24 protein-coding genes are annotated in these 20,506 nt (G+C 64.1%); 17 read left to right on the forward strand and 7 right to left on the reverse strand.

Annotated elements, in window-relative coordinates; translation table 11 throughout:
• Window positions 1–115 precede the first annotated feature (115 nt).
• The 6 genes from LY632_RS09020 (at window position 116) to LY632_RS09045 (ending at window position 2,815) form a co-directional block, all read left to right on the forward strand.
• Window positions 116–730, forward strand: coding sequence for a hypothetical protein (locus tag LY632_RS09020; protein WP_234090811.1), 615 nt, complete (start codon window positions 116–118; stop codon window positions 728–730).
• A 21-nt stretch (window positions 731–751) separates the two neighbouring features.
• Complete coding sequence (locus tag LY632_RS09025) at window positions 752–1,177, forward strand: phage holin family protein (RefSeq protein WP_234090812.1); 426 nt, start codon at window positions 752–754, stop codon at window positions 1,175–1,177.
• Window positions 1,164–1,487: a hypothetical protein gene (locus LY632_RS09030; protein ID WP_234090813.1), complete on the forward strand. Its 324-nt coding sequence runs from the start codon at window positions 1,164–1,166 to the stop codon at window positions 1,485–1,487. Before LY632_RS09025 ends, LY632_RS09030 begins: the two co-directional genes overlap by 14 nt.
• A complete protein-coding gene (locus LY632_RS09035) occupies window positions 1,484–1,975 on the forward strand; it encodes a hypothetical protein (RefSeq protein WP_234090814.1) in 492 nt (163 codons plus the stop codon). Before LY632_RS09030 ends, LY632_RS09035 begins: the two co-directional genes overlap by 4 nt.
• A gap of 122 nt (window positions 1,976–2,097) precedes the next feature.
• Complete coding sequence (locus tag LY632_RS09040; protein WP_234090815.1) at window positions 2,098–2,328, forward strand: DUF4170 domain-containing protein; 231 nt, start codon at window positions 2,098–2,100, stop codon at window positions 2,326–2,328.
• A 10-nt stretch (window positions 2,329–2,338) separates the two neighbouring features.
• Window positions 2,339–2,815, forward strand: coding sequence for a GNAT family N-acetyltransferase (locus LY632_RS09045; protein ID WP_234090816.1), 477 nt, complete (start codon window positions 2,339–2,341; stop codon window positions 2,813–2,815).
• Between the two features lies 1 nt (window position 2,816).
• Here LY632_RS09045 and LY632_RS09050 read toward each other — a convergent pair whose 3' ends face one another.
• The 5 genes from LY632_RS09050 to carA all read right to left on the reverse strand — a co-directional run bounded on the left by LY632_RS09050 (window position 2,817) and on the right by carA (window position 8,587).
• On the reverse strand, window positions 2,817–3,107 hold the full coding sequence (locus LY632_RS09050; RefSeq protein WP_234090817.1) for a hypothetical protein: 291 nt from the start codon (window positions 3,105–3,107) through the stop codon (window positions 2,817–2,819).
• Window positions 3,108–3,111: 4 nt separating this feature from the next.
• Window positions 3,112–3,579: a transcription elongation factor GreA gene (greA, locus tag LY632_RS09055; protein ID WP_234090818.1), complete on the reverse strand. Its 468-nt coding sequence runs from the start codon at window positions 3,577–3,579 to the stop codon at window positions 3,112–3,114.
• Window positions 3,580–3,699: 120 nt separating this feature from the next.
• Window positions 3,700–7,029 (reverse strand): carbamoyl-phosphate synthase large subunit, encoded by a 3,330-nt coding sequence (carB, locus tag LY632_RS09060; protein ID WP_234090819.1) that lies wholly within the window; start codon window positions 7,027–7,029, stop codon window positions 3,700–3,702.
• Window positions 7,029–7,406 (reverse strand): hypothetical protein, encoded by a 378-nt coding sequence (locus LY632_RS09065; protein ID WP_234090820.1) that lies wholly within the window; start codon window positions 7,404–7,406, stop codon window positions 7,029–7,031. The genes carB and LY632_RS09065 overlap by 1 nt, the downstream gene beginning before the upstream one ends.
• On the reverse strand, window positions 7,403–8,587 hold the full coding sequence (gene carA / locus LY632_RS09070; RefSeq protein ID WP_234090821.1) for a glutamine-hydrolyzing carbamoyl-phosphate synthase small subunit: 1,185 nt from the start codon (window positions 8,585–8,587) through the stop codon (window positions 7,403–7,405). Before carA ends, LY632_RS09065 begins: the two co-directional genes overlap by 4 nt.
• Before the next feature lie 137 nt (window positions 8,588–8,724).
• On the opposite strand from carA, the gene LY632_RS09075 reads away from it, so the two are divergent.
• The 5 genes from LY632_RS09075 to LY632_RS09095 all read left to right on the forward strand — a co-directional run bounded on the left by LY632_RS09075 (window position 8,725) and on the right by LY632_RS09095 (window position 14,671).
• Window positions 8,725–9,189: a GatB/YqeY domain-containing protein gene (locus LY632_RS09075; protein ID WP_234090822.1), complete on the forward strand. Its 465-nt coding sequence runs from the start codon at window positions 8,725–8,727 to the stop codon at window positions 9,187–9,189.
• Window positions 9,186–9,956, forward strand: coding sequence for a hypothetical protein (locus LY632_RS09080; RefSeq protein WP_234090823.1), 771 nt, complete (start codon window positions 9,186–9,188; stop codon window positions 9,954–9,956). The genes LY632_RS09075 and LY632_RS09080 overlap by 4 nt, the downstream gene beginning before the upstream one ends.
• 59 nt (window positions 9,957–10,015) lie before the next feature.
• Window positions 10,016–11,908 (forward strand): DNA primase, encoded by a 1,893-nt coding sequence (gene dnaG, locus LY632_RS09085; RefSeq protein ID WP_234090824.1) that lies wholly within the window; start codon window positions 10,016–10,018, stop codon window positions 11,906–11,908.
• Window positions 11,909–11,918: 10 nt separating this feature from the next.
• On the forward strand, window positions 11,919–13,970 hold the full coding sequence (rpoD, locus tag LY632_RS09090; protein ID WP_234090825.1) for an RNA polymerase sigma factor RpoD: 2,052 nt from the start codon (window positions 11,919–11,921) through the stop codon (window positions 13,968–13,970).
• A gap of 77 nt (window positions 13,971–14,047) precedes the next feature.
• Complete coding sequence (locus LY632_RS09095) at window positions 14,048–14,671, forward strand: ParA family protein (RefSeq protein WP_234090826.1); 624 nt, start codon at window positions 14,048–14,050, stop codon at window positions 14,669–14,671.
• 3 nt (window positions 14,672–14,674) lie between these two features.
• Here the strand turns inward: LY632_RS09095 and LY632_RS09100 are convergent, their stop codons facing one another.
• Window positions 14,675–16,396 carry a M20/M25/M40 family metallo-hydrolase gene (locus LY632_RS09100; protein ID WP_234090827.1) on the reverse strand — a complete coding sequence of 574 codons (1,722 nt, stop codon included), beginning with the start codon at window positions 16,394–16,396 and terminating at the stop codon, window positions 14,675–14,677.
• Window positions 16,397–16,550: 154 nt separating this feature from the next.
• Between LY632_RS09100 and rpiB the strand changes: the two genes are divergently transcribed.
• Genes rpiB through LY632_RS09130 form a run of 6 tightly spaced genes read left to right on the forward strand, consistent with a single transcriptional unit; the run spans window position 16,551 to window position 20,064 of the window.
• A complete protein-coding gene (gene rpiB, locus LY632_RS09105) occupies window positions 16,551–16,988 on the forward strand; it encodes a ribose 5-phosphate isomerase B (RefSeq protein WP_234090828.1) in 438 nt (145 codons plus the stop codon).
• Between the two features lie 3 nt (window positions 16,989–16,991).
• Window positions 16,992–18,302 (forward strand): serine hydroxymethyltransferase, encoded by a 1,311-nt coding sequence (gene glyA, locus LY632_RS09110; protein ID WP_305040815.1) that lies wholly within the window; start codon window positions 16,992–16,994, stop codon window positions 18,300–18,302.
• Between the two features lie 11 nt (window positions 18,303–18,313).
• Window positions 18,314–18,571 (forward strand): hypothetical protein, encoded by a 258-nt coding sequence (locus tag LY632_RS09115; protein ID WP_234090829.1) that lies wholly within the window; start codon window positions 18,314–18,316, stop codon window positions 18,569–18,571.
• Window positions 18,572–19,048 carry a transcriptional regulator NrdR gene (gene nrdR, locus LY632_RS09120; RefSeq protein WP_234090830.1) on the forward strand — a complete coding sequence of 159 codons (477 nt, stop codon included), beginning with the start codon at window positions 18,572–18,574 and terminating at the stop codon, window positions 19,046–19,048. It abuts the gene before it with no gap.
• A gap of 1 nt (window position 19,049) precedes the next feature.
• Window positions 19,050–19,814, forward strand: coding sequence for an RNA methyltransferase (locus tag LY632_RS09125; protein ID WP_234090831.1), 765 nt, complete (start codon window positions 19,050–19,052; stop codon window positions 19,812–19,814).
• Window positions 19,815–19,851: 37 nt separating this feature from the next.
• On the forward strand, window positions 19,852–20,064 hold the full coding sequence (locus LY632_RS09130) for a hypothetical protein (protein WP_234090832.1): 213 nt from the start codon (window positions 19,852–19,854) through the stop codon (window positions 20,062–20,064).
• A gap of 12 nt (window positions 20,065–20,076) precedes the next feature.
• On the opposite strand, the gene LY632_RS09135 is transcribed toward LY632_RS09130, so the two are convergent.
• Window positions 20,077–20,406 carry a chorismate mutase gene (locus tag LY632_RS09135; protein WP_234090833.1) on the reverse strand — a complete coding sequence of 110 codons (330 nt, stop codon included), beginning with the start codon at window positions 20,404–20,406 and terminating at the stop codon, window positions 20,077–20,079.
• Between the last annotated feature and the right edge of the window lie 100 nt (window positions 20,407–20,506).

A 20,506-nucleotide genomic window follows, 5' to 3' on the forward strand; every position in this document is an offset into this window, starting at 1 on the left:
GCGCTCTATGCGGCGGAACGGACCGGTGCAAGGCGCGTTCTCCTCCTGCATGCGTATTCGCTTTGCCCCCGCGCGCGAGTATGCTGGTATGAAGTAGTAACGGAGGGAAGAGATCATGGCCAAGAGCCCCACCAGTGGCAACACTCCCAAGACCCCGGCAAAGCGTGCGGTACCCAAGAAGCCTACTGCCAAGGCTGCCCCCAAGGCGACCGCCAAAACTGCTGCCCCCAAAGCCACTCCAGTAAAGGAACCAGAAGTGACCCATCGCGAAGAAGCCAAGTCGCGGTTCAACGCCGCACTCGAAGAAGCCAAAGCCGGCGCCGCCGCGCTGAAGGCCGAAGCCGGCCAGGTTGTCGGCACCTATCGCCAACAGGCCAAGGGCAAGAGCACCGACCTGGTAGCCGATGCCAAGGACTATGGCGAGGAAGCCAAGGTTCGGGCCAGCGAACTCGCTGTCGAAGGCAAGGCCAAGGCCAGCGACGCGCTCGCCGCACTGGGCCAGCTGGTGGCTGAGAACGCCGCCAAGATCGACGAAAACTTCGGCCCGCAATATGGCGATTATGCCCGCACCGCTGCGCGCAGCCTGCAGGAGAACGCCGCCAAGCTGGAGGCCAAGAGCTTCGAGGAACTGGGCGAAGACGCGAAGACCTTCGTGCGTGAAAAGCCGGGTACGGCCCTTGGTATCGCCGCGGTCGCAGGCTACCTCCTGTCGCGCATTTTTCGCCGTTAAGTGAAGAAAGGGGCTGCGCGAATGCTGGATAATGCCACGCACGAGGCGCAGCCCGGCGAGCTTGAGCCTGGTCGGTCGTCCGAAGAAGGCGGCGAGGAGCCGACCTTCGGTTCGCTGGCGGACGATGTCAGTGCGCTGATCGACGACGGCAAGACCTATTTCCAGGCTGAAGTCGCGTTCCAGAAGACCCGCGCCAGCTATGCCGGTGAAAAAACCAAGCAGGGCGTTGTCTTCGGCCTTGCCGCTTTGGCCTTCCTCCACCTCGCGCTGATTGCGCTGGTGGTTGGCCTGGTGATTGCCTTGGGCCCCTATCTCACGCCGTTCGGTGCAGTGGCGGTGGTTGTCGGCGTGTTGCTGCTGGGTGTCGCCATTTTCGCGCAGAAGGCAGTGAGGCGCTTCAAGGCCCTGGGCGACGCCTTCAAGAGTGGTGAAAATGAGCAATCTTGAACGCCAGCTCCGAGAGGATCGCGTCCTGCGCAATGCCGCGCATGCCCTGTTCAAGGCCGATATCGAGCGGGTGAAGACGGATCTGGAAGAGAAGACCGTAGGAAAGCGCGCGCTGGACCGGGCCAGGGATGGTGCGGCGGAGTTGCTCGACAACGCCCAGGCCAAGGTCGGCGACAATATCGGCATCGTGGCCCTGCTGTTTGGCGCCATCGCCCTGTGGTTTGCCCGCAATCCGATTATGGCGATGTTCACCGGCGAGGCGGGAGAAGAAGACGACACACCCCAACCCCCAATGGGAGATGACACATGAGTAACCCCGACAACCGTGACGCCCTCAGGCAGCGGATCGAACAGGGCGAGGCCCGCCTGGCCGAGCGCGATATCGCGCGCGCCGCTGGTGATGCTGCCAAAGCGGCAACCGATTTCGTCCGCGCCCACCCCGTCGCATCGGTCGCTGGTGTTGCGGTCATAGCGCTGGTCATCGGCGCCATGACTCGCCCTGGCCGCCGGCTTGGCCACCGTGCCGCAGGATTGGCCAGCTATGCCACGGAAGCCGGCATCGCCTACGCTTTGGGCATGCTCGACGCGGCCGGCGATCTTGCCGATGATGTCCGCGAGGCTGGCACAGAGAAGCTGGAAGACCTTGGCGACAATGTCGAGCGCACGACCCGCAAGGCGAAGCGCGAAGGCGCTTACCTCGCGGCCAGCGCACGCGACGCGGTGCACGATCTTGGTCGCCGGGCCGGTCGGAGGGCCGGGCGCGCTGTCCGCCAGACCCGCAAGCACCTGACGCACTAGTTCGCCACAGTCGCCCGCTAACGAATACGAAATCTCAGGTCCGGTAAGGGCGCAGGGCGGTTTGCCTCTGCGCCCTGCTGCGCTATGGGCGCGCCGAGATTCCCTCCCCAGGAAAGTGTACCATGGAAGAAACCACCCCGAGCCAGAAGCTCCATCTCGTCATGGGCGGCCGCGTCAAGGATCCGCGTTCGTTGGAGTTCCAGGATCCCGAGAGCCTTCATGTCGTCGGCATCTACAGCAGCTATGATGCTGCCGTTGATGCGTGGCGCGCACAGGCACAGCGGACGGTCGACGATGCCGAAATGCGCTATGTGGTGGTCCACATCCACAAGCTGCTGACACCGGAGGTGTGATCTGGACCGGATGGAATACGCCATCCGCCTCTATCGCGATGGCGATGCTCGGGCGCTGACCGCACTCGCTCTGGCGGCAATCCGCGAAGTGGGGCCACATGGCTATGCGCCCGAGCAGGTCGAAGCATGGGCAGCGCGGCACCCCGGCCCAGCCATGTACCGCCGCCGGGCCAGCGACGGCCACGCGATCTTTGTGGCGGTGGACGGCCACGGTGTTCCTGTCGCTTACGCTGTCATGGAGCCAGATGGGCACCTCGACCGGCTCTACAACCACCCTCAGCACACACGGCTTGGCCTGGCCGGCCGGCTGCTAGCTGCAGCAGAGAAGCATGCCCGTGCGCTGGGCCTCTCGCGGCTCTATACCGAGGCAAGCGAACTTGCGCGGCCCTCGTTCGCGCGCGCAGGCTACGTCGTCACGCACCGGCGCGATTTCGAGATCGACGGCGTGCCGATCCACAATTACGCCATGGAAAAGCGGCTCGGCTGAACTAGCGTGAGCGAAGCGCGGCGAATAGACCAACCGCTGCTGCCAAGAACACAGCCCCGGCAATACGACTGCGGCGGAAGCCGCGGCGCTTGTCCCACCTGTCCTCGTCGAGATACCAGCGGTCCCGACCGGCGGGACGAATAACGTCGCTACCCTTGAGCCGGGCGAATGCGCGCTTGCGGCTAGGCCGCTTGGGGTCATATTCCACCGCGTCGGCCGCGCTTACCGCGTCCAGAGCGAGGAAATGCTCGGCGATCCGGCGCTCTTCTATCGCACGTACCGGAACCGCCATCGGATCAGATGAACTCGATCTTCTCGACGAGGTAGAACTTGTCGCCCGACGGCACAGTGACCTCGATCTCTTCACCGACCATCTTGCCGATCAGCGCGCGCCCGATGGGCGAATTGTAGGAGATGCGCCCCTTGCTCGCATCAGCCTCGGTCTGGCCGACGATCTGGTAGCGGACAGGTTTGTCGTCCTCGTCGAGCAGGGTCACGGTCGCGCCGAACACGATCTTGTCGCCCGACAGCGTGGTCGGATCGATGATCTGGGCGCGGCTGACGCGGTCCTCGATATCGGCGATCTGGGCTTCGATCTGGCCCTGCCGTTCCTTGGCGGCATGATACTCGGCGTTCTCCGACAAGTCGCCATGAGCGCGTGCTTCCTCGATCGCGTCGACGATCTTCGGACGTTCCGCCCGCAGCGCCTTGAGATCGGCAGTCAGCCGCTCATAGCCCTCTGCCAGCATCGGCACCTTTTCCATTACGGTCCCCAATTCTTTCTCTCGTTCGCCCCGCCCCACCACGGGCAACCGTCAATTCGATCCTCTGCCGCGCCTCGTTACGCGCGGATCAGCTGGTCGAACTGTGGGGGAGAAGCTGTGTTAGTCCCGGCTATAATAGTCTTGCAGCGACCGCACTTCAAGCTTGCTCGCATTGGTGGTGGCAATCGCCTGCGCCACGGCGAGGCTGGCGGGGGCCGTGGTGTAGTACGGAAGCTTCGCCTCCAGCGCGCTGGCGCGGATGGATTTGCTGTCTGCCAGGCTCTGCCAGCCTTCGGTGGTGTTGAAGATCAGGTCCACCTCGCCATCGATGATCGCATCGACGATATGTGGCTGGCCTTGCGCTACCTTGTTGACCCGCTCGACCGGGATGCCCTGTTCGGCGAGATAGTCATGCGTGCCGCCGGTGGCGATGATGCGGAAGCCCTTCTCCACCAGCGTCCTCACCGCCGGGACGATGACCGGCTTGTCGCTGTCCTTGACGGAGACGAACAGCGTGCCGCTTTCGGGCAAGGCCATGCCGACACCGAGCTGCGACTTGAGGAATGCCTCCGGAAACGCCTTGTCGATCCCCATCACTTCCCCGGTCGATTTCATTTCGGGCGAGAGCACCGGATCGGCGCCGGGGAAGCGGGCGAAGGGGAACACCGCCTCCTTCACCGCCATGTGATCGGGGCGCAGGTTGAACGGCTCGAAATCGGTCAGCTTCTGCCCTGCCATGACCAGGCTGGCGATCTTGGCCACCGGGCTGCCAATCGCCTTGGCGACGAAGGGCACGGTGCGCGAGGCGCGGGGATTGACCTCGATCAGGTACACCTCACCTGCCTTGACCGCGAACTGGACGTTCATCAGTCCCACGACCTTGAGTGCGAGGGCAAGCTCGGTCGCCTGCCGCTCCATCTCGGCGACGATATCGTCCGGCAGGCTGTAAGGCGGCAGGGTACAGGCGCTGTCGCCCGAGTGCACCCCGGCCTCCTCGATATGCTGCATCACCCCGGCGATGCGGACTTCCGAGCCATCGGAGACAACGTCGACGTCGCATTCGATGGCGTCGCGCAGGTACTGGTCGACCAGCACCGGGCTGTCACCCGACACATTGACCGCGGTCTTGATATAGTCGTCGAGCTGGGCGAGGCTGTCGACGATCTCCATCGCCCTGCCACCCAGGACATAGGAGGGGCGCAGGAGCACCGGATAGCCGATCCGGGCGGCCACGGCGGCTGCTTCGTCGCGGCTGTAGGCGATGCCGTTGTCGGGCTGCTTGAGCTTGAGCTTGTTGACCAGCTTGGCGAAGCGTTCGCGGTCTTCGGCGAGGTCGATGGCGTCGGGCGAAGTGCCGAGAATCGGGATGCCCGCGTCTTCCAGCGCTTGCGCCAGCTTCAAGGGCGTCTGGCCGCCGAACTGGACGATCACGCCGACGAGCTCGCCCTTCGACTGCTCGATCCGGAGGATCTCCAGCACGTCCTCCGCCGTCAGCGGCTCGAAATAGAGCCGGTCGGAGGTGTCGTAATCGGTGGAGACGGTTTCGGGGTTGCAGTTGACCATGATGGTCTCGAACCCGGCCTCGGCCAGTGCGTAGCAGGCGTGGACGCAGCAATAGTCGAACTCGATTCCCTGCCCGATCCGGTTGGGGCCGCCGCCGAGAATGACGATCTTGCGCCGGTCGGACGGATTGGCCTCGCACTCGGGCGCGCCGAAGGTCGGGGCTTCGTAGGTCGAGTACATATAGGGGGTGATCGCATCGAACTCGGCGGCGCAGCTGTCGATCCGCTTGAACACCGGCACCACGCCGAGTTTGCGGCGCAGCTGGCACACTTCCTTCTCGCTGGTCGCCCCCGCCATAACCTTGAGCGCATCGTGCAGCAGGCCAGAGCGGCGCGCCTGCGTTTCCGCCAGGCCGCCCGCGACGCCGACCGAGCGCACCGCCAGCGTGGCGAGCCGCTTGTCGGAGAAGCCCATCGCTTTCAGCCGGCGCAGTCCCGCCGCGTCCTGCGGCAGGCCATTCTCGCCGAGTTCCTTCTCGGCATCGATGATCGCTTCGATCTGGCGCAGGAACCACGGGTCGTAGCTGGTGACCTCGTGTACTTCCTCGACGCTCAGCCCTTCGCGGAACGCCTGCGCAACCTTGAGCAGCCGGTCGGGCGTCCGCTTGCTGAGCGAGGCGGTGATGGTGTCCTTGCCCACCCCTTCGAGCTCGACAATGCGATTGAAGCCGTCGAGGTCGGTCTCCAGCCCGCGCAGCGCCTTCTGCATCGATTCCTGGAAATTGCGCCCGATCGCCATGACTTCGCCGACCGACTTCATCGCCGTGGCAAGATTGTTTTCCGCACCCTTGAATTTCTCGAAGGCGAAGCGCGGGATCTTGGTCACGACATAATCGATGGTCGGCTCGAAACTGGCCGGGGTCGCGCCGGTGATCTCGTTGGTGATCTCGTCGAGCGTGTAGCCGACCGCCAGCTTGGCCGCGACGCGGGCGATGGGGAAGCCGGTCGCCTTCGAAGCCAACGCCGAGCTGCGCGACACGCGCGGGTTCATCTCGATCACGATCAAGCGACCGTCCATGGGATTGACCGCGAACTGGACGTTCGATCCGCCCGTCTCGACCCCGATCTCGCGCAGCACAGCGATGCTGGCGTTGCGCATGATCTGGTATTCCTTGTCGGTCAGCGTCAGCGCCGGGGCGACGGTGATACTGTCTCCGGTGTGGACGCCCATCGGATCGACATTCTCGATGCTGCAGATGATGATGGCGTTGTCCTTGCGGTCACGCACCACCTCCATCTCGAATTCCTTCCAGCCGAGGAGCGATTCCTCGATCAGGACTTCGGTGGTCGGCGAGGCTTCGAGCCCTTCGCGCACGATCTTCTCGAACTCGGCCTTGTTGTAGGCGATGCCGCCGCCGGTGCCGCCGAGGGTGAAGCTGGGGCGGATGATCGAGGGCAGGCCGGTGCTCTCCAGCACCGCAAATGCCTCGTCCACCGTATGCGCCACGCCGCTGCGCGCGCTTTCGAGGCCGATCTTGTCCATCGCCTCGCGGAAACGCTGGCGGTTCTCGGCCTTGTCGATGGCATCGGCCTTGGCCCCGATCATCTCGACGCCGTATTCGGCCAGCACGCCCATCTCGTCGAGCTTGAGCGCGCAGTTGAGCGCGGTCTGCCCGCCCATGGTCGGCAGCAGCGCGTCGGGGCGTTCCTTGGCGATGATCTTGGCGACGATCTCGGGCGTGATCGGCTCGATATAGGTTGCGTCGGCCATCTCCGGATCGGTCATGATCGTGGCCGGATTGGAATTGACGAGGATGACGCGGTAGCCCTCCTCGCGCAAAGCCTTGATCGCCTGCGTGCCGGAGTAGTCGAACTCGCAGGCCTGGCCGATAATGATCGGCCCGGCGCCGATAACGAGGATCGAGGAGATGTCGGTTCTTTTTGGCATTATTCGCCTTTGAGTAAAGCTATTGCGCTGACAATTAGAGCAAGAAGCGCGATCCAATCGCTTCGAGGAATGGCTTTTATTCGCTCCCAGGCCGTAGGCTTACGCCGCTGAAGCCTGACTTCGCTCGCGCGCGCAATGCCTGCGTGGGTAATCTTCAGGGCGCGGCGCCCTGGTGCATCAGAATAGGGCTTGAACCTAGCCCAACCTAGTTCGTCCAGACGGCCGATAGCCATGTCTCGCCAAGTAGGCGCAAAGCCGGGATGCACATCCTCGCAAAGGTCGAAGAAATCGATAGCCTCGATGTTGACGCCAGTTTGGCGCTTAGCTGATTCGACGATTAAGTCGTCCAAGAACTTGTTGAAGTCGGGCTCGCTCACCCCAACATCCCCACGAACTTCTCGAACAGGTAGAAGCTGTCCTGCGGCCCCGGGCTTGCCTCGGGGTGGTACTGCACCCCGAAGGCCTTCTTGCCGGTGATGCTGATCCCGCAGTTGCTGCCGTCGAACAGCGAGACATGGGTCTGCTCCACGCCCGCTGGCAACGTGCTCGCGTCGACCGCGAAGCCGTGGTTCATCGAGGTGATCTCGACCAGCCCCGAAGTCTCGCCCCAGCCCTCGCCGACCCGCTGGACCGGGTGGTTCGCGCCGCGGTGGCCTTGGTGCATCTTGACCGTCTTCGCGCCCGCCGCCAGCGCCAGCATCTGGTGGCCGAGGCAGATGCCGAACAGCGGGATGTCGCGTTCGAGCAGCGCCTTGATCACCGGCACCGCATATTCGCCCGTCGCCGCCGGATCGCCGGGGCCGTTGGAAAGGAACACGCCTGCCGGATTTAGTGCGAGGATATCCTCGAGGCTGGTCCGCGCCGGGACCACCGTCACCTTGGCCCCCGCCTTCACCAGGTTGCGGAAGATATTGTCCTTTGCGCCGTAATCGATCGCGACGACGTGGGGCTTGTCGTGCCAGTCCGCGCGGCCATAGCCGTGGCCGAGCCGCCAGTAACCACCGCCCCAGTCCTCCTGGTGCTCGCGGCTGACCGCCTGGGCCAAGTCCATCCCCTCCAGCCCCGGCCAGTCCTGCGCCCGCTTCAGCAGCGCGGCGAGGTCGAACCTGCCGTCCGCCGCATGGGCGATCACCGCATTGGGAGCGCCGCCCACGCGGATGAAGCGGGTCAGCGCGCGGGTATCGATGCCGGCGAGCCCGATCTTGCCGTTCGCCGCCATCCACTGCGTAAAATGCTCGGCGCTGCGGAAGTTGCTCGGCAGGGTCACGTCCTCGCGCACCACGCAGCCGACTGCGCTGCCGACCTCGTGGCTTTCGACATCCTCGGCATTGGTCCCGACATTGCCGATATGCGGGAAAGTGAAGGTCACCACCTGCCCGGCGTAGGAGGGATCGGTCATCACCTCCTGGTATCCGGTCATCGCGGTGTTGAAGCACACCTCGCCCACCGCGCTGCCCTCCGCGCCGAAGCCCTTGCCCCACAGGGCCGTTCCGTCGGCCAGCAAAAGAACTCCCGTCGCGCCTTTAGGCTGCGCAGGGGTAATGTCGGCGGTGGCCATGGGGCTCTCCGAGTCAGGGGTTTTCCGGCGATGTCGCTAAGCGTCGGTCGCTAGGGATACCCTCCCCTTGCGTCAAGGGCCGTGCGGGGCCAATTGGGGAGCAATCCCGAAAACTCCGGAAAATCACAGGACGAACCATGCCCGAAACGAAACTGCGCGACGACATCAAGGCCGCCACCACCGCCGCCATGAAGGCCGGCGACAAGGACCGCACCGCCGCGCTGCGGCTGATCGGAGCCAAGATCAAGGACCGCGATATCGAGCTGCGCACCTCGTCCAAGGAGGTGCCCGATGACGATGTGGTGATCGATGTGCTGCAAAAAATGGCCAAGCAGCGGCGCGAATCGATAACCATGTTCGTTGACGGCGGCCGCGAGGAACTGGCCGACAAGGAGCGCGGCGAGCTGGCGGTGATCGAGGAGTTCCTGCCGCAGATGCTCGACGAGACGCAGACCCGGGCGGCGATCGAGCAGGCCAAGGTAACGACCGGGGCCGAATCGGTTAAGGATATGGGCAAGGTGATGGCGGAACTAAAGGCGAAGCACGGCGCTGTTCTGGACATGGGGCTCGCCTCGAAACTCGTCAAAGAAAGCCTGTCATGATCCGCATCGCTGCCGTTTCGGCTCTCGCCATTTCGCTTTCGCTCTCCGCCTGCTCGGGCGGTGAAGACGCCGACTATGCCGAGGAGACCAGCACCGTCGCCGGCAGCGATGTGACCGACCTCAATGATGCCAATACCACCGCCGACGCCATCTCCATGGCGGTCGACCGCGAGAAGGGCGACTTCGCCGACCTCAGGCTGGGAGGACTGATCGAGGGTCCGCGCGGCGAGCGGTTGAAGGTCGCTTTCTCCAACCAGGTCAGCGCCTTTGCCGATGTGACTTCCTACGTCGCCTGCCCGGACGGGATCGATCCGTGCGAGCCGACAACGGCACCGGAAGGAACGGTCTATACCTATGTCTTCATCGTCTATCCCGGCGAGGACATGGACCCGGCAACCGGTAGCGGGACGGGCAACGATTCGAGCGATATCGAGCGTGCGACCGAATTCCGCATGCTGCGCGCCGCAAACGGCTTCACCGGCAAGGCCGGCTACGCCAAGGCCGAAGCGCTTGCTGCAATCGGGCCGAAGGCCGACGTCGTGATGAGTTGCGACGATGGTGCGCTGGTTTGGACGATCAACGCCGGCGATGGTGGCAACCAGTGGGAACAGGGCGAACCGCTAACCTTCTGGTGGCAGTCGACCTTGCCGCCTGCAGGGCCGGCACGGGCATATCAGTTCGAAGCGGATGCGACGGCTGCTACCGGCGAGGGGCCATATCCCGCCGCCAAGGCCGGCGTGACCAACGCCTGCCTGATGGAGAAGTAACCGGGCGCATAGCTCGCGCGGCACTTGAAAGCCCTCGCCATGCGGCGCATTGAGCGGGCATGCTTTCCCCGCAATGGCTTGACGAACTGCGCGCCCGGGTGACGCTTTCCAGCGTCATCATGCGCACGGTCAAGCTGCAGCGGGCAGGGCGGGAGTGGAAGGCGTGCTGTCCGTTCCACAACGAGAAGAGCCCGAGCTTCACGGTCAACGACGCCAAGGGGTTCTACCACTGCTTCGGCTGCGGGGCGCATGGCGATGTGATCCGCTGGATGACCGACCAGCGGGGCCTCCAGTTCATGGATGCGGTGAAGGAACTGGCGGCGGAAGCCGGACTGGAAGTACCCGCCCCGGACCCGCGCGCCGCGAAACAGGCCGAGAAGCGTGCCAGCCTGATCGACGTGACCGAGGCGGCGCAGCAGTGGTTCGTGCATCAACTTGGCGGGCAGGAAGGGACCAAGGCGCGCGATTACCTCGCCTCGCGCGGGTTCTCCGAAAGCGTCGTCCGCGAATTCGGGTTCGGCTACGCGCCAGAAGGGAGGCAAGCGCTGAAGGCCGGGTTGGCCCAGTTCGACGAGTCCATGCTGGTCGAGAGCGGCATGCGCATCGAAACGGAAGCTGGCGAGCATTACGACCGGTTCCGCGAGCGCCTGATGCTCCCGATCCAGGACGCGCGCGGACGCGTCATTGCCTTCGGTGGCCGCATCCTCGACAAGCGGGACGGTGTCGCCAAGTATCTGAACTCGCCGGACACCCCGCTGTTCGACAAGGGCCGCACCCTTTACAACCTCCACCGTGCTGGTCCCGCCAGTCGCCAGAGCGGGCGGATGGTGGTTGTCGAAGGCTATATGGATGTCATCGCCCTCGCCAATGCCGGGATCGCCGACGCGGTCGCTCCGCTCGGCACGGCGTTGACGGAGCGGCAGATCGAACTGCTGTGGCGCATGGTCGAGCGGCCGATCCTGTGCTTCGACGGCGACGCTGCGGGCCAGCGCGCGGCGATGCGGGCGATCCAGCGCGCCTTGCCCTTGCTGCGCCCGGCCCATTCGCTCGCTATCGTCCGTCTGCCCTCCGGCCTCGATCCGGACGATCTGATCAGGCAACGCGGTGCGAAGGCGATGGAGGAACTGCTCGCCTCGCCTGACAGCCTGCTCGACACATTGTGGCAATATGAACGCGACGCGCAGCCGCTCGATAGTCCCGAAGCCAAGGCGGGCCTGAAGGCGCGGCTCAACGCTCATGTCGAGACTATCGCCGATCCCGACATAAAGGCGCTCTATCGCCGCGAACTGATGGATCGCTTCTCGGCCTTCGCTTTCCCGCAGCGCGAGCGTGCGCCATGGAAGCCCGGCGGTTTCCAGAGGGGCCGCCCACACCAGGCAATGGCCGATCCAGCTGCGATTCGCCGTCTCCAGCGGCTCGTCGGCGGTGGCAGCCGCGACCGGCTGGCGACTGCCGTGGTGGCCGGGTTGCTCCGCTTCCCCGACCAGATCGATCGCCACGCCGAGGCCTTGTCCGAAGCGGCCGAACGTGACGCGAAAGTCGCAGAATTGGTCAATCCGCTGCTCGATATGGCGGAAATGCTTGAACATGGCGGCGGCGCGCCCATATTTGAGCCTACAGGCCCCTTGGCCGCCCCGGATAAATCCCGTTTCGCCTTCCTGACGGAAGCAACAGATCCAGAGGCTGCGCGCGAAGACCTGGCTGAAGCCGTATCGTTGCTGGTCGAACGACCTGCGCTGGAGGCTGCGCTTGCCGCGGCAACGGCGCGGTTCGAAACCGATCCCGAAGGCGCTTTCGCAGAGCAGCAGCGGCTGCTCAAACGAAAGCTGGAATTCGAGGTGCGACTCGGCCAAATGGCGAATTTAAGGGCTGCACGCCGGGCAGAGCGCGCGCAGTTGGAAACGGGACACTCGCCCCAGCCGGAAACGGCCGGCGAACAGGAAACGGACTGAAACGGAAATTATGGCGTCCGAAGCTAATTCTCAAACCGATGATGCACCGCTGATCGACCTCAACGAGGCCTCGATCAAGAAGCTGATCGCGAAGGCCAAGCGCCGCGGTTACATCACCTATGACGAACTCAACGAGGCCCTGCCCTCGGGCGAGATGAGCCCCGACCAGATCGAGGATATCCAGACCGCGATCAGTGAAATGGGCGTGCAGATCGTCGAAACCGACGAGGACGCCGAGGAAGCCGACCAGGACGACAACGACGTCGAGGAAATCGCCGCTGCCGACAGCGATGACGATGACGACGACGACGATAGTCCGAAGAAGGAAACCAAGAAGGCCACCGCCGCCAAGAAGACCGCGACGGGCGACCGTACCGATGACCCGGTCCGCATGTACCTGCGCGAAATGGGCGCGGTGGAGCTGCTGAGCCGCGAAGGCGAAATCGCCATTGCCAAGCGGATCGAGGCCGGCCGCGACACCATGATCATCGGGCTCTGCGAAAGCCCGATCACCTTCCACGCCATCATCCAGTGGTCGGAAGCGCTCAACAACGAGGAAATGCAGCTGCGCGAGATCCTCGATCTCGACGCCATGCTGTCCAAGGAGCCGCCCGTCGACAAGATGGAAGAAGGCGCCGAGGACGATGACGACGGCGAAATCTCCGAGGAAACCGCCGGCCCCACGATCCGCGACGACGATGAAGTCGAGGACGAGGAAGACGTCGACGCTGACGAGGACGAAGACGGCGAAGGTGGTGAGCGCAAGCGCCGCGAGGAAGACGACGAGGAAGACAACACCATGTCGCTCGCGCAGATGGAAGCTGCGCTGAAACCCGACGCTCTCGAACGCTTCGCCCGCATCGCCGATCTGTTCAAGAAGTTCGAGAAGCTGCAGGCCGAGCGTGTCGAGACGCTGGGCGCAGGCAACGCTTTCCCGCCGGCCAAGGAAAAGAAGTACGAACAGCTGCGCGAAGACCTCACTGCCGAGGTCGAAAGCGTCCAGTTCCATGCGACCAAGATCGAATTCCTGGTCGACAACCTCTATGCCTTCAACCGTCGCCTGACCGCGCTCGGCGGCCAGATGCTCCGTCTTGCGGAAAGGCACAAGGTCAAGCGGGCCGACTTCCTCAGCAGCTATATCGGCAACGAGCTCGACGAGGATTTCTTCAAGGAACGCGCCGCCAAGGACAAGAAGTGGGCCGCCTTCGCCGAGAAGGAAGCCGACGCCATCGAGCGCATCCGCGTGGAAATCGCCGACATCGCCAGCCAGACCGGCATGTCGCTTCCGGAATTCCGCCGCATCGTCAACATGGTGCAGAAGGGCGAACGCGAGGCGCGCATCGCCAAGAAGGAAATGGTCGAGGCGAACCTGCGCCTGGTGATTTCCATCGCCAAGAAATACACCAACCGCGGGCTGCAATTCCTTGATCTCATTCAGGAAGGCAACATCGGGCTGATGAAGGCGGTCGACAAGTTCGAATACCGCCGCGGCTACAAGTTCTCGACCTATGCCACCTGGTGGATCCGCCAGGCGATCACCCGCTCGATCGCCGACCAGGCGCGCACCATCCGCATCCCGGTGCACATGATCGAGACGATCAACAAGCTCGTGCGCACCAGCCGCCAGTTCCTCCACGAGCAGGGCCGCGAGCCGACGCCCGAGGAAATGGCCGAGCGCCTGTCGATGCCGCTCGAAAAGGTCCGCAAGGTGATGAAGATCGCCAAGGAGCCGATCAGCCTTGAAACGCCGATCGGCGACGAGGAAGACAGCCATCTCGGCGATTTCATCGAGGACAAGAACGCGATCATTCCCGTGGACGCCGCGATCCAGGCTAACCTCAAGGAAACCGTCACCCGCGTGCTGGCCTCGCTCACCCCGCGCGAGGAACGCGTGCTGCGTATGCGCTTCGGCATCGGCATGAACACCGATCACACGCTTGAGGAAGTCGGCCAGCAGTTCTCGGTCACCCGCGAACGCATCCGCCAGATCGAGGCGAAGGCGCTGAGAAAGCTCAAGCACCCGAGCCGCAGCCGCAAGATGCGGAGTTTCCTCGACCAGTAGACAATCCCGGGAAGGGCTGGCACAGCGTCTCCACGGAGAGGTAAGAAGTCAGCCCACCCAAAGGGGGAATGTCTACCATGTCCGTTATCGCCATCGTCAGCCAGAAGGGCGGGTCCGGCAAGACCACCCTCGCCCTGCATCTTGCCGCCAGCGCGACTCAGGCCAGGCGACCGGCATGCATCGTCGATACCGACCCGCAAGCAACCGCAGCCGCTTGGGGCGACTGGCGGGGTGATTTCCTCCCGATCGTCGTGACCAGCCCGCCAGCCCGGCTCGCCAAGACAATCGAGCGCGCGCGCAAGCAGGACGATATCGAAGTGGTGGTGATCGACACCCCGCCCCATGCCGAGGCAGCCATGCGCGAGGCGATCAAGGCGGCGGACCTGGTGCTGATCCCCTCACGTCCGCGCGCCTTCGATCTCCATGCTCTGGAAGGTGTCGCAGAGATGCTCGGTTTCGCGAATACCCCTGCCTATGTGGTGCTAAACGCTGTTCCGGGGGGTGCAACGCGCCAGGTCGAAGAGGCAACCAAGGCGGCCAAGGCGCTTGGCCTTGAAGTATGCCCCGTAACCTTCGGTGAACGCGCCGATTTCCATAAATCCTCGGCCAAAGGCGAGGTCGCTTCGGAGATCGATGCCGAGGGCAAGGCGGCGAAGGAAGCGAAGAAGCTCTGGAAATGGGTCGCAAAACAACTTGGCTAGGCGTCAGCCGGGTTTGAGCGGGGAGTAGACCGCGACAGTCGGCGGCACTGGATCGAAGCGGATAAACAGCGCCATCCCGCTCGCTGCCAGTAGCAGCGTTCCCGCCACGATCCGCCACTTCGGCACCGCCTGCCACAGTGGCAGCCACGTCAGCATCGCCAGCGCCATTAGGATCGCGGTCACCCATGGCATGCTCGGCCCCACTCCCTGCATGGCGAAGAAGCCAAGCGTAAGCAGGAAGCCGGTCATGACAGCAGCCACCAAGGCCGCGCTGGCGCGTGACAGCAGGGGCTTGCGGAAGCTGCGCACCATCTCGACGAGGCCGGCCAGCATCAGGGGAATAACGATGAAGAACGCCGCCGGCGGGGCATAGGCCTGCAAGGCGATGGCTATTGCAGCGAGCGGCAGTACCGCCCCCACCCGTGTCGCGAAGCCCCCGCGCCGTGCGCCGAAAGCCACGATGGCGACCCCGGTCAGGGCCAGCAGGACCATGCCGGTCAGCTTGGGAATGGCCGCCAGCCGGTCATAATAGCCCGCGCCGGTGCCCGCACCCGACAGCAGGTTGAGCAGGTACAGCAGAATCCCGCCGCCGATCAGCAGGCCCGCCATCCGCGCTGCACCGCCGGCAATGCTGCCGGCCCGTTCCCTTCTTCGCCCCCAGGCGATGCCGTAACCGATCGCCCCCAGTGCGAGCATCACCCAGCCCCAGGCCGGGGCATAGACCAGTACGAACTGGCCGAAGACATCGAAGAACACCGCGTCGTGGCTTTGCGCCGGCAAGGATCTTGCTTCAGCGAGAGCAGCCGCCAGCTCGTGGGTCTGGCTGAGCATCTGGTAGATAGATCCCCGATCCACATTCTCCGGGATCGACAGCGGCGAGTGATAGAGCCCGGAACGGCCGATGAAGGCGATGTTCCAGGCCGCATAGCCTCCCCGCTCGAGCGCGGGCGAAAGATCGGTGTCGTTGGGCAAGACCGAATAGATGAAGGCCGACAGCGAGGTTGCCGCCGGATGGCTGACCTCGCGGGCATAGAGCCGCGCCACTTCGGCATTGCCGGGCGAGGTCTGGAACATGCTGGAAATGCCCCCGCCGCCCCGCGCCTCGACATTGACGATCGCGCCGATCCTGGCCGCCAGCGGGTGATTGGCGTAGAAATCGCGCGCCCCGTTGAGGCCCAGTTCCTCGGCATCGGTGAGGATCACCACGATGTCGCGGCGCTGCGGGCCGGAAGCGGCAATGGCGCGCACGGCCTCGAGGATCACCGCCACGCCCGTCGCATCGTCGGCCGCACCGGGCGAGCCCCAGACGCTGTCGTAATGCGCCATCAGGGCCACCGCCGGAAGGCTGCGGACCGTACCCGGCAGCACGCCGATGATATTGACGAATTCGGTCAGCGCGGCGGATTTTTCGCCGTCCCAGTGATCGAGCTTGTCCTGCGCTCGCCGGTCGATGGTCCCGGTGCTCGTTTCGACCGTCAGCCCCATCCTCTCGAGCTCGCCGACGAGATAGGCGCGCACTTCGGCGTTGGCGGCGCTGCCGGTCGGGTGCGGTTGCTTGGCGATTTGCCGGATATGGCCATAGGCGCGATTGGATTCAGGCTCGGCCGGATTGCCGCTCGGGGTTGCATGTTCCTGCGGCGGTGTCGTTCCCACGATTGCCAGCAACAGCGCCACTACCAATGCGCCTGCCAACCATAGCCAGTTCTTGCCCCCTAGGCTTGCCATGCGAACCTCTCCCCTGCCCTCGGGCCTGTGTTCGGCCCGTTACTCGGCAGAGGACCCCAGCGGCCCGCTTGTGTCAATATCAGCTATCCCGTGCCCGTCGAAAAGCTGCGCCGCAGGGGTGGAGAGAATCGCCGCCCTCGCCTATGGGGCCGCCATGCGTATCGCCATCGCCTCCGACCATGCCGCCCTCGCCCTCAAGGCCGAGTTGCGCGAATGGTTGATCGAACTGGGTCACGAGGTAGCCGACCTCGGGCCGGATACCGCCGACAGCGTCGACTATCCCGACTATGGCTACAAGCTCGCCAGCGTGGTTGCCGATGGCACCGCCGAACGCGGTATCGCCCTGTGCGGGAGCGGGATCGGCATCTCGATCTCGGTCAACCGCAACCCTGCCGTCCGCTGCGCGCTGGTCTCCGAGCCGCTCTCCGCCGCTCTCAGCCGCGAACATAATGACGCCAACGTAATGGCCATGGGCGCGCGGCTGACCGGCAGCGATATGGCCAAGGCCTGCGTTACCGCCTTCCTCGAAACCGAATTCGCCGGTGGTCGTCACCAGCGCCGCGTCGACAAGCTTTCCAACCCCGAGGTCTGACTGATGAGCACCGCCGAACAGACAAACGCCGATATCATGCACCGTTTCTGGCATGACGACCTCGCCACCGCCGATCCGGAAATAGCCGGTGCGGTTGCCAAGGAACTGAAGCGGCAGCAGGACAAGATCGAACTGATCGCGAGCGAGAACATCGCCAGCAAGGCCGTGCTCGAAGCCGCCGGCAGCGTCTTCACCAACAAATATGCCGAGGGCTATCCGGGCAAGCGTTACTACGGCGGCTGCGAGTATGCCGATATCGTCGAAACGCTGGCGATCGAGCGCGCCAAGGAATTGTTCGGCTGCAACTTTGCCAATGTGCAGCCCAACAGCGGTTCGCAGATGAACCAGGCGGTGTTCCTCGCCCTGCTCAACCCGGGCGACACCTTCATGGGTCTCGACCTCAACTCGGGCGGTCACCTGACCCATGGTTCGCCGGTCAACATGAGCGGCAAGTGGTTCAATCCGGTCCCCTATGGCGTGCGCAAGGAAGACGAGCGCATCGACATGGACGAGGTCATGAAGATTGCGCAGGAGCACAAGCCCAGGCTGATCATTGCCGGCGGCACCGCCTATTCGCGTGTGTGGGACTGGGAGGCGTTCCGCAAGGTTGCCGATGCGGTGGGTGCATACCTGATGGTCGACATGAGCCACATCTCGGGGCTGGTGGCAGGCGGTGCCCATCCCTCGCCCTTCCCCCATGCCCATGTCGTGACCACCACGACCCACAAGAGCCTGCGCGGTCCGCGCTCCGGCGTCATTCTGTGGAACGACGAGGAATTGACCAAGCCGCTCAACATGGCGGTGTTCCCCGGACTGCAGGGCGGCCCGTTGATGCATATCGTCGCGGCCAAGGCAGTGGCCTTCCGCGAAGCTCTCCGGCCCGAGTTCAAGGCCTATGCCCGCGCCGTGGTCGAGAACGCCCGTGCGCTGGCGGCGAGCCTCGAGGAAAACGGCCTGCGGATCGTTTCCGGCGGCACCGACAACCACTCGATGCTGGTCGATCTCACCGCCAAGGACGTGACCGGCAAGGATGCCGAAAAGGGCCTCGATCGCGCCTGGCTGACCTGCAACAAGAACGGCATTCCCTACGACACCCGCAGTCCCTTTGTGACCAGCGGCATCCGCCTCGGCACACCTGCCGGCACCACCCGCGGTTTCGGCCCGGCCGAGTTCCGCAAGGTCGGTGTACTTATAGCGGAGGTGGTTGACGGTTTGTCGAAGAATGGACCCGAGGGGGATGCGCAGGTCGAGGAATCTGTCCGCCGCCGCGTCAGCGAGCTATGCTCCCAGTTCCCTGTCTACCCTCAGGACTAAGGAGACTGCCCATGCCTTATGATGAACCCGAAGATCCCAAAAACGGTCGGGGCGATGCTCCACGTCACCAGGACCACGAATTGCTGCCCGATGCGAAGACCGAACTTCAGGGGATGCTGAAGGAAGGGATGCACCACCCCTCGACAAAGCCGGTTCTCACCGGTGCGGCCATCGGCGCTGTTGCAGGCTGGGTCCTGCCCGTCGTCGGGCCCATTTTCGGCGGGATCGCTGGCGCAGGTATCATGCTCTACAAGCGCATAAGGCCGTAGATGCGCTGTCCCTTCTGTGCGCATGACGATAGCCAGGTAAAGGATTCGCGGCCGGCGGAAGACAACGCCGCGATCCGCCGTCGGCGCCAGTGTTCCAGCTGCGGTGCGCGTTTTACCACGTTCGAACGCGTGCAGTTGCGGGACGTGACGGTTGTCAAATCGGGCGACCATCGTGAGGCATTCGATCGCTCCAAAATCGAGCAATCGGTCGCCCTTGCCTGCCGCAAGCGCGGCGTGACGCAGGAGCAGATCGACCAGCTTGTCAGCGGGATCCAGCGGCAGGTGGAGACCACCGGCGAAAGCGAGATTCCCTCGGCCCGGATCGGCGAACTGGTGATGGATGGCCTGCGCCTGATCGACAGCGTTGCCTATATTCGCTTCGCCAGCGTCTATCGCGATTTCAGCGAGGCGAGGGATTTCGAGGAATTCGCCAGCACGGTGCAGGACGCCGCCCAGAACGGACAAGCGCGCGACTGACATGGCGGCAAAGCCCATCATGGTTCTCGTCCGCCCGCAACTGGGTGAGAACATCGGCAAGGCCGCGCGTGCCATGCGCAATTTCGGCCTCGCCGAACTCCGTCTTGTCGCGCCGCGCGATGGCTGGCCCAATCCTTCGGCAGGACCTGCTGCCGCGGGCGCTGACGATGTCCTGGAGCAGGCGCAGGTCTATGCCACCGTTGCGGAGGCGGTTGCCGATTGCGCCAACATCTATGCCACAACGGTGCGGAAGCGGGGGGTGACCAAACCGGTCGTGACACCCGAAGAAGCCGCCCGGGCGATCCATAACGAGCTGGGGCGCTCGGCCATCCTGTTCGGCCCGGAACGGTCCGGCCTCGAAACCGAGGATGTCGCCCTCGCCCGCGCAATCTTAACCGTTCCGATCGATCCCGATTTCGGTTCGCTGAACCTTGCCCAAGCTGTAATTCTGTGTGCTTACGAGTGGTCGAAGAATGCCGATCTCGTGCAGCCGACGCAGGAGGAACTGCTGCCCCCCGCGCCGCAGGCTGACCTCGATGGGCTGGTGGGACACCTTGAGGAAATGCTCGAGCCGAAAGGTTATTTCCTGCCGGCTTCCCGTGCCGCTGCAACACGCCTGACCTTGCGCAATGTCTTGACCAAGCCGGGCTGGAATCACCTTGAGATCAGAACGTTACGCGGCGTCCTGTCGTCGCTCCAGCGGGAAGACTGGGCCGAACGCAACAAGGGCAAGGAACCTCTCGACAGCAGCGACGATCCTCAATAGCCTCCCCGCTACCCCCGATTCATACAGGAACGATTCGATGCTTTCGACTGTGGTCGCCCTCTTGCTTGTTGCCTTCGAGCCTGCCGAAGTGCCTGCCGAAAAATCCGCTGAAACGCCGGCACAAACGGCTGAACCCGCGCAGGCCGCGGAGAAGATCTGCCGCTACATCCGCAAGGATGCCAGCAGTCGCCGCAAGGACAAGGTTTGCCTTACTGCCGAGCAGTGGAAACAGCAGAACCAGGGCGAATAGCTGTGCCCCGGATCAGGCGTCGCTCCTGATCCGATCCCACTCGACCAGTTCGTAGGCAATCGACGCCTCGACAAGGCTGTTCCAGATCGCCGCGATTTCTTCAGCCGGAAGGTCGCGATTGGCGGCGTCTGCCCTTGCGGCTTCGATCACCTGGGCCTTGCGAGCTTCGTCACGCACCGCATTGCGGTCGGTTTTGATCCGGGCGGCCGCCCGCATGTAGCCGAAGCGCCGGTCGAGCAGTTCGATCAATGCGCGGTCAGTCGCGTCGACGCCCGCGCGCACGTCCAGCATGGTCTGGCAATCTTCGGGGTGTTTGGCTTCGGCAAGCTTGGTCTCGGTCATGCCGCGCCCTGTGGCGACACCGGGCGGCTTTGTCGAGGGGCAAGCGGGACCATTCCCGCCTTGACTTGCACGCCTCAGACGCTAGAGGGCGCGCTTCACT

Source organism: Erythrobacter sp. SDW2 (assembly GCF_021431965.1).
GTDB lineage: Bacteria > Pseudomonadota > Alphaproteobacteria > Sphingomonadales > Sphingomonadaceae > Parerythrobacter.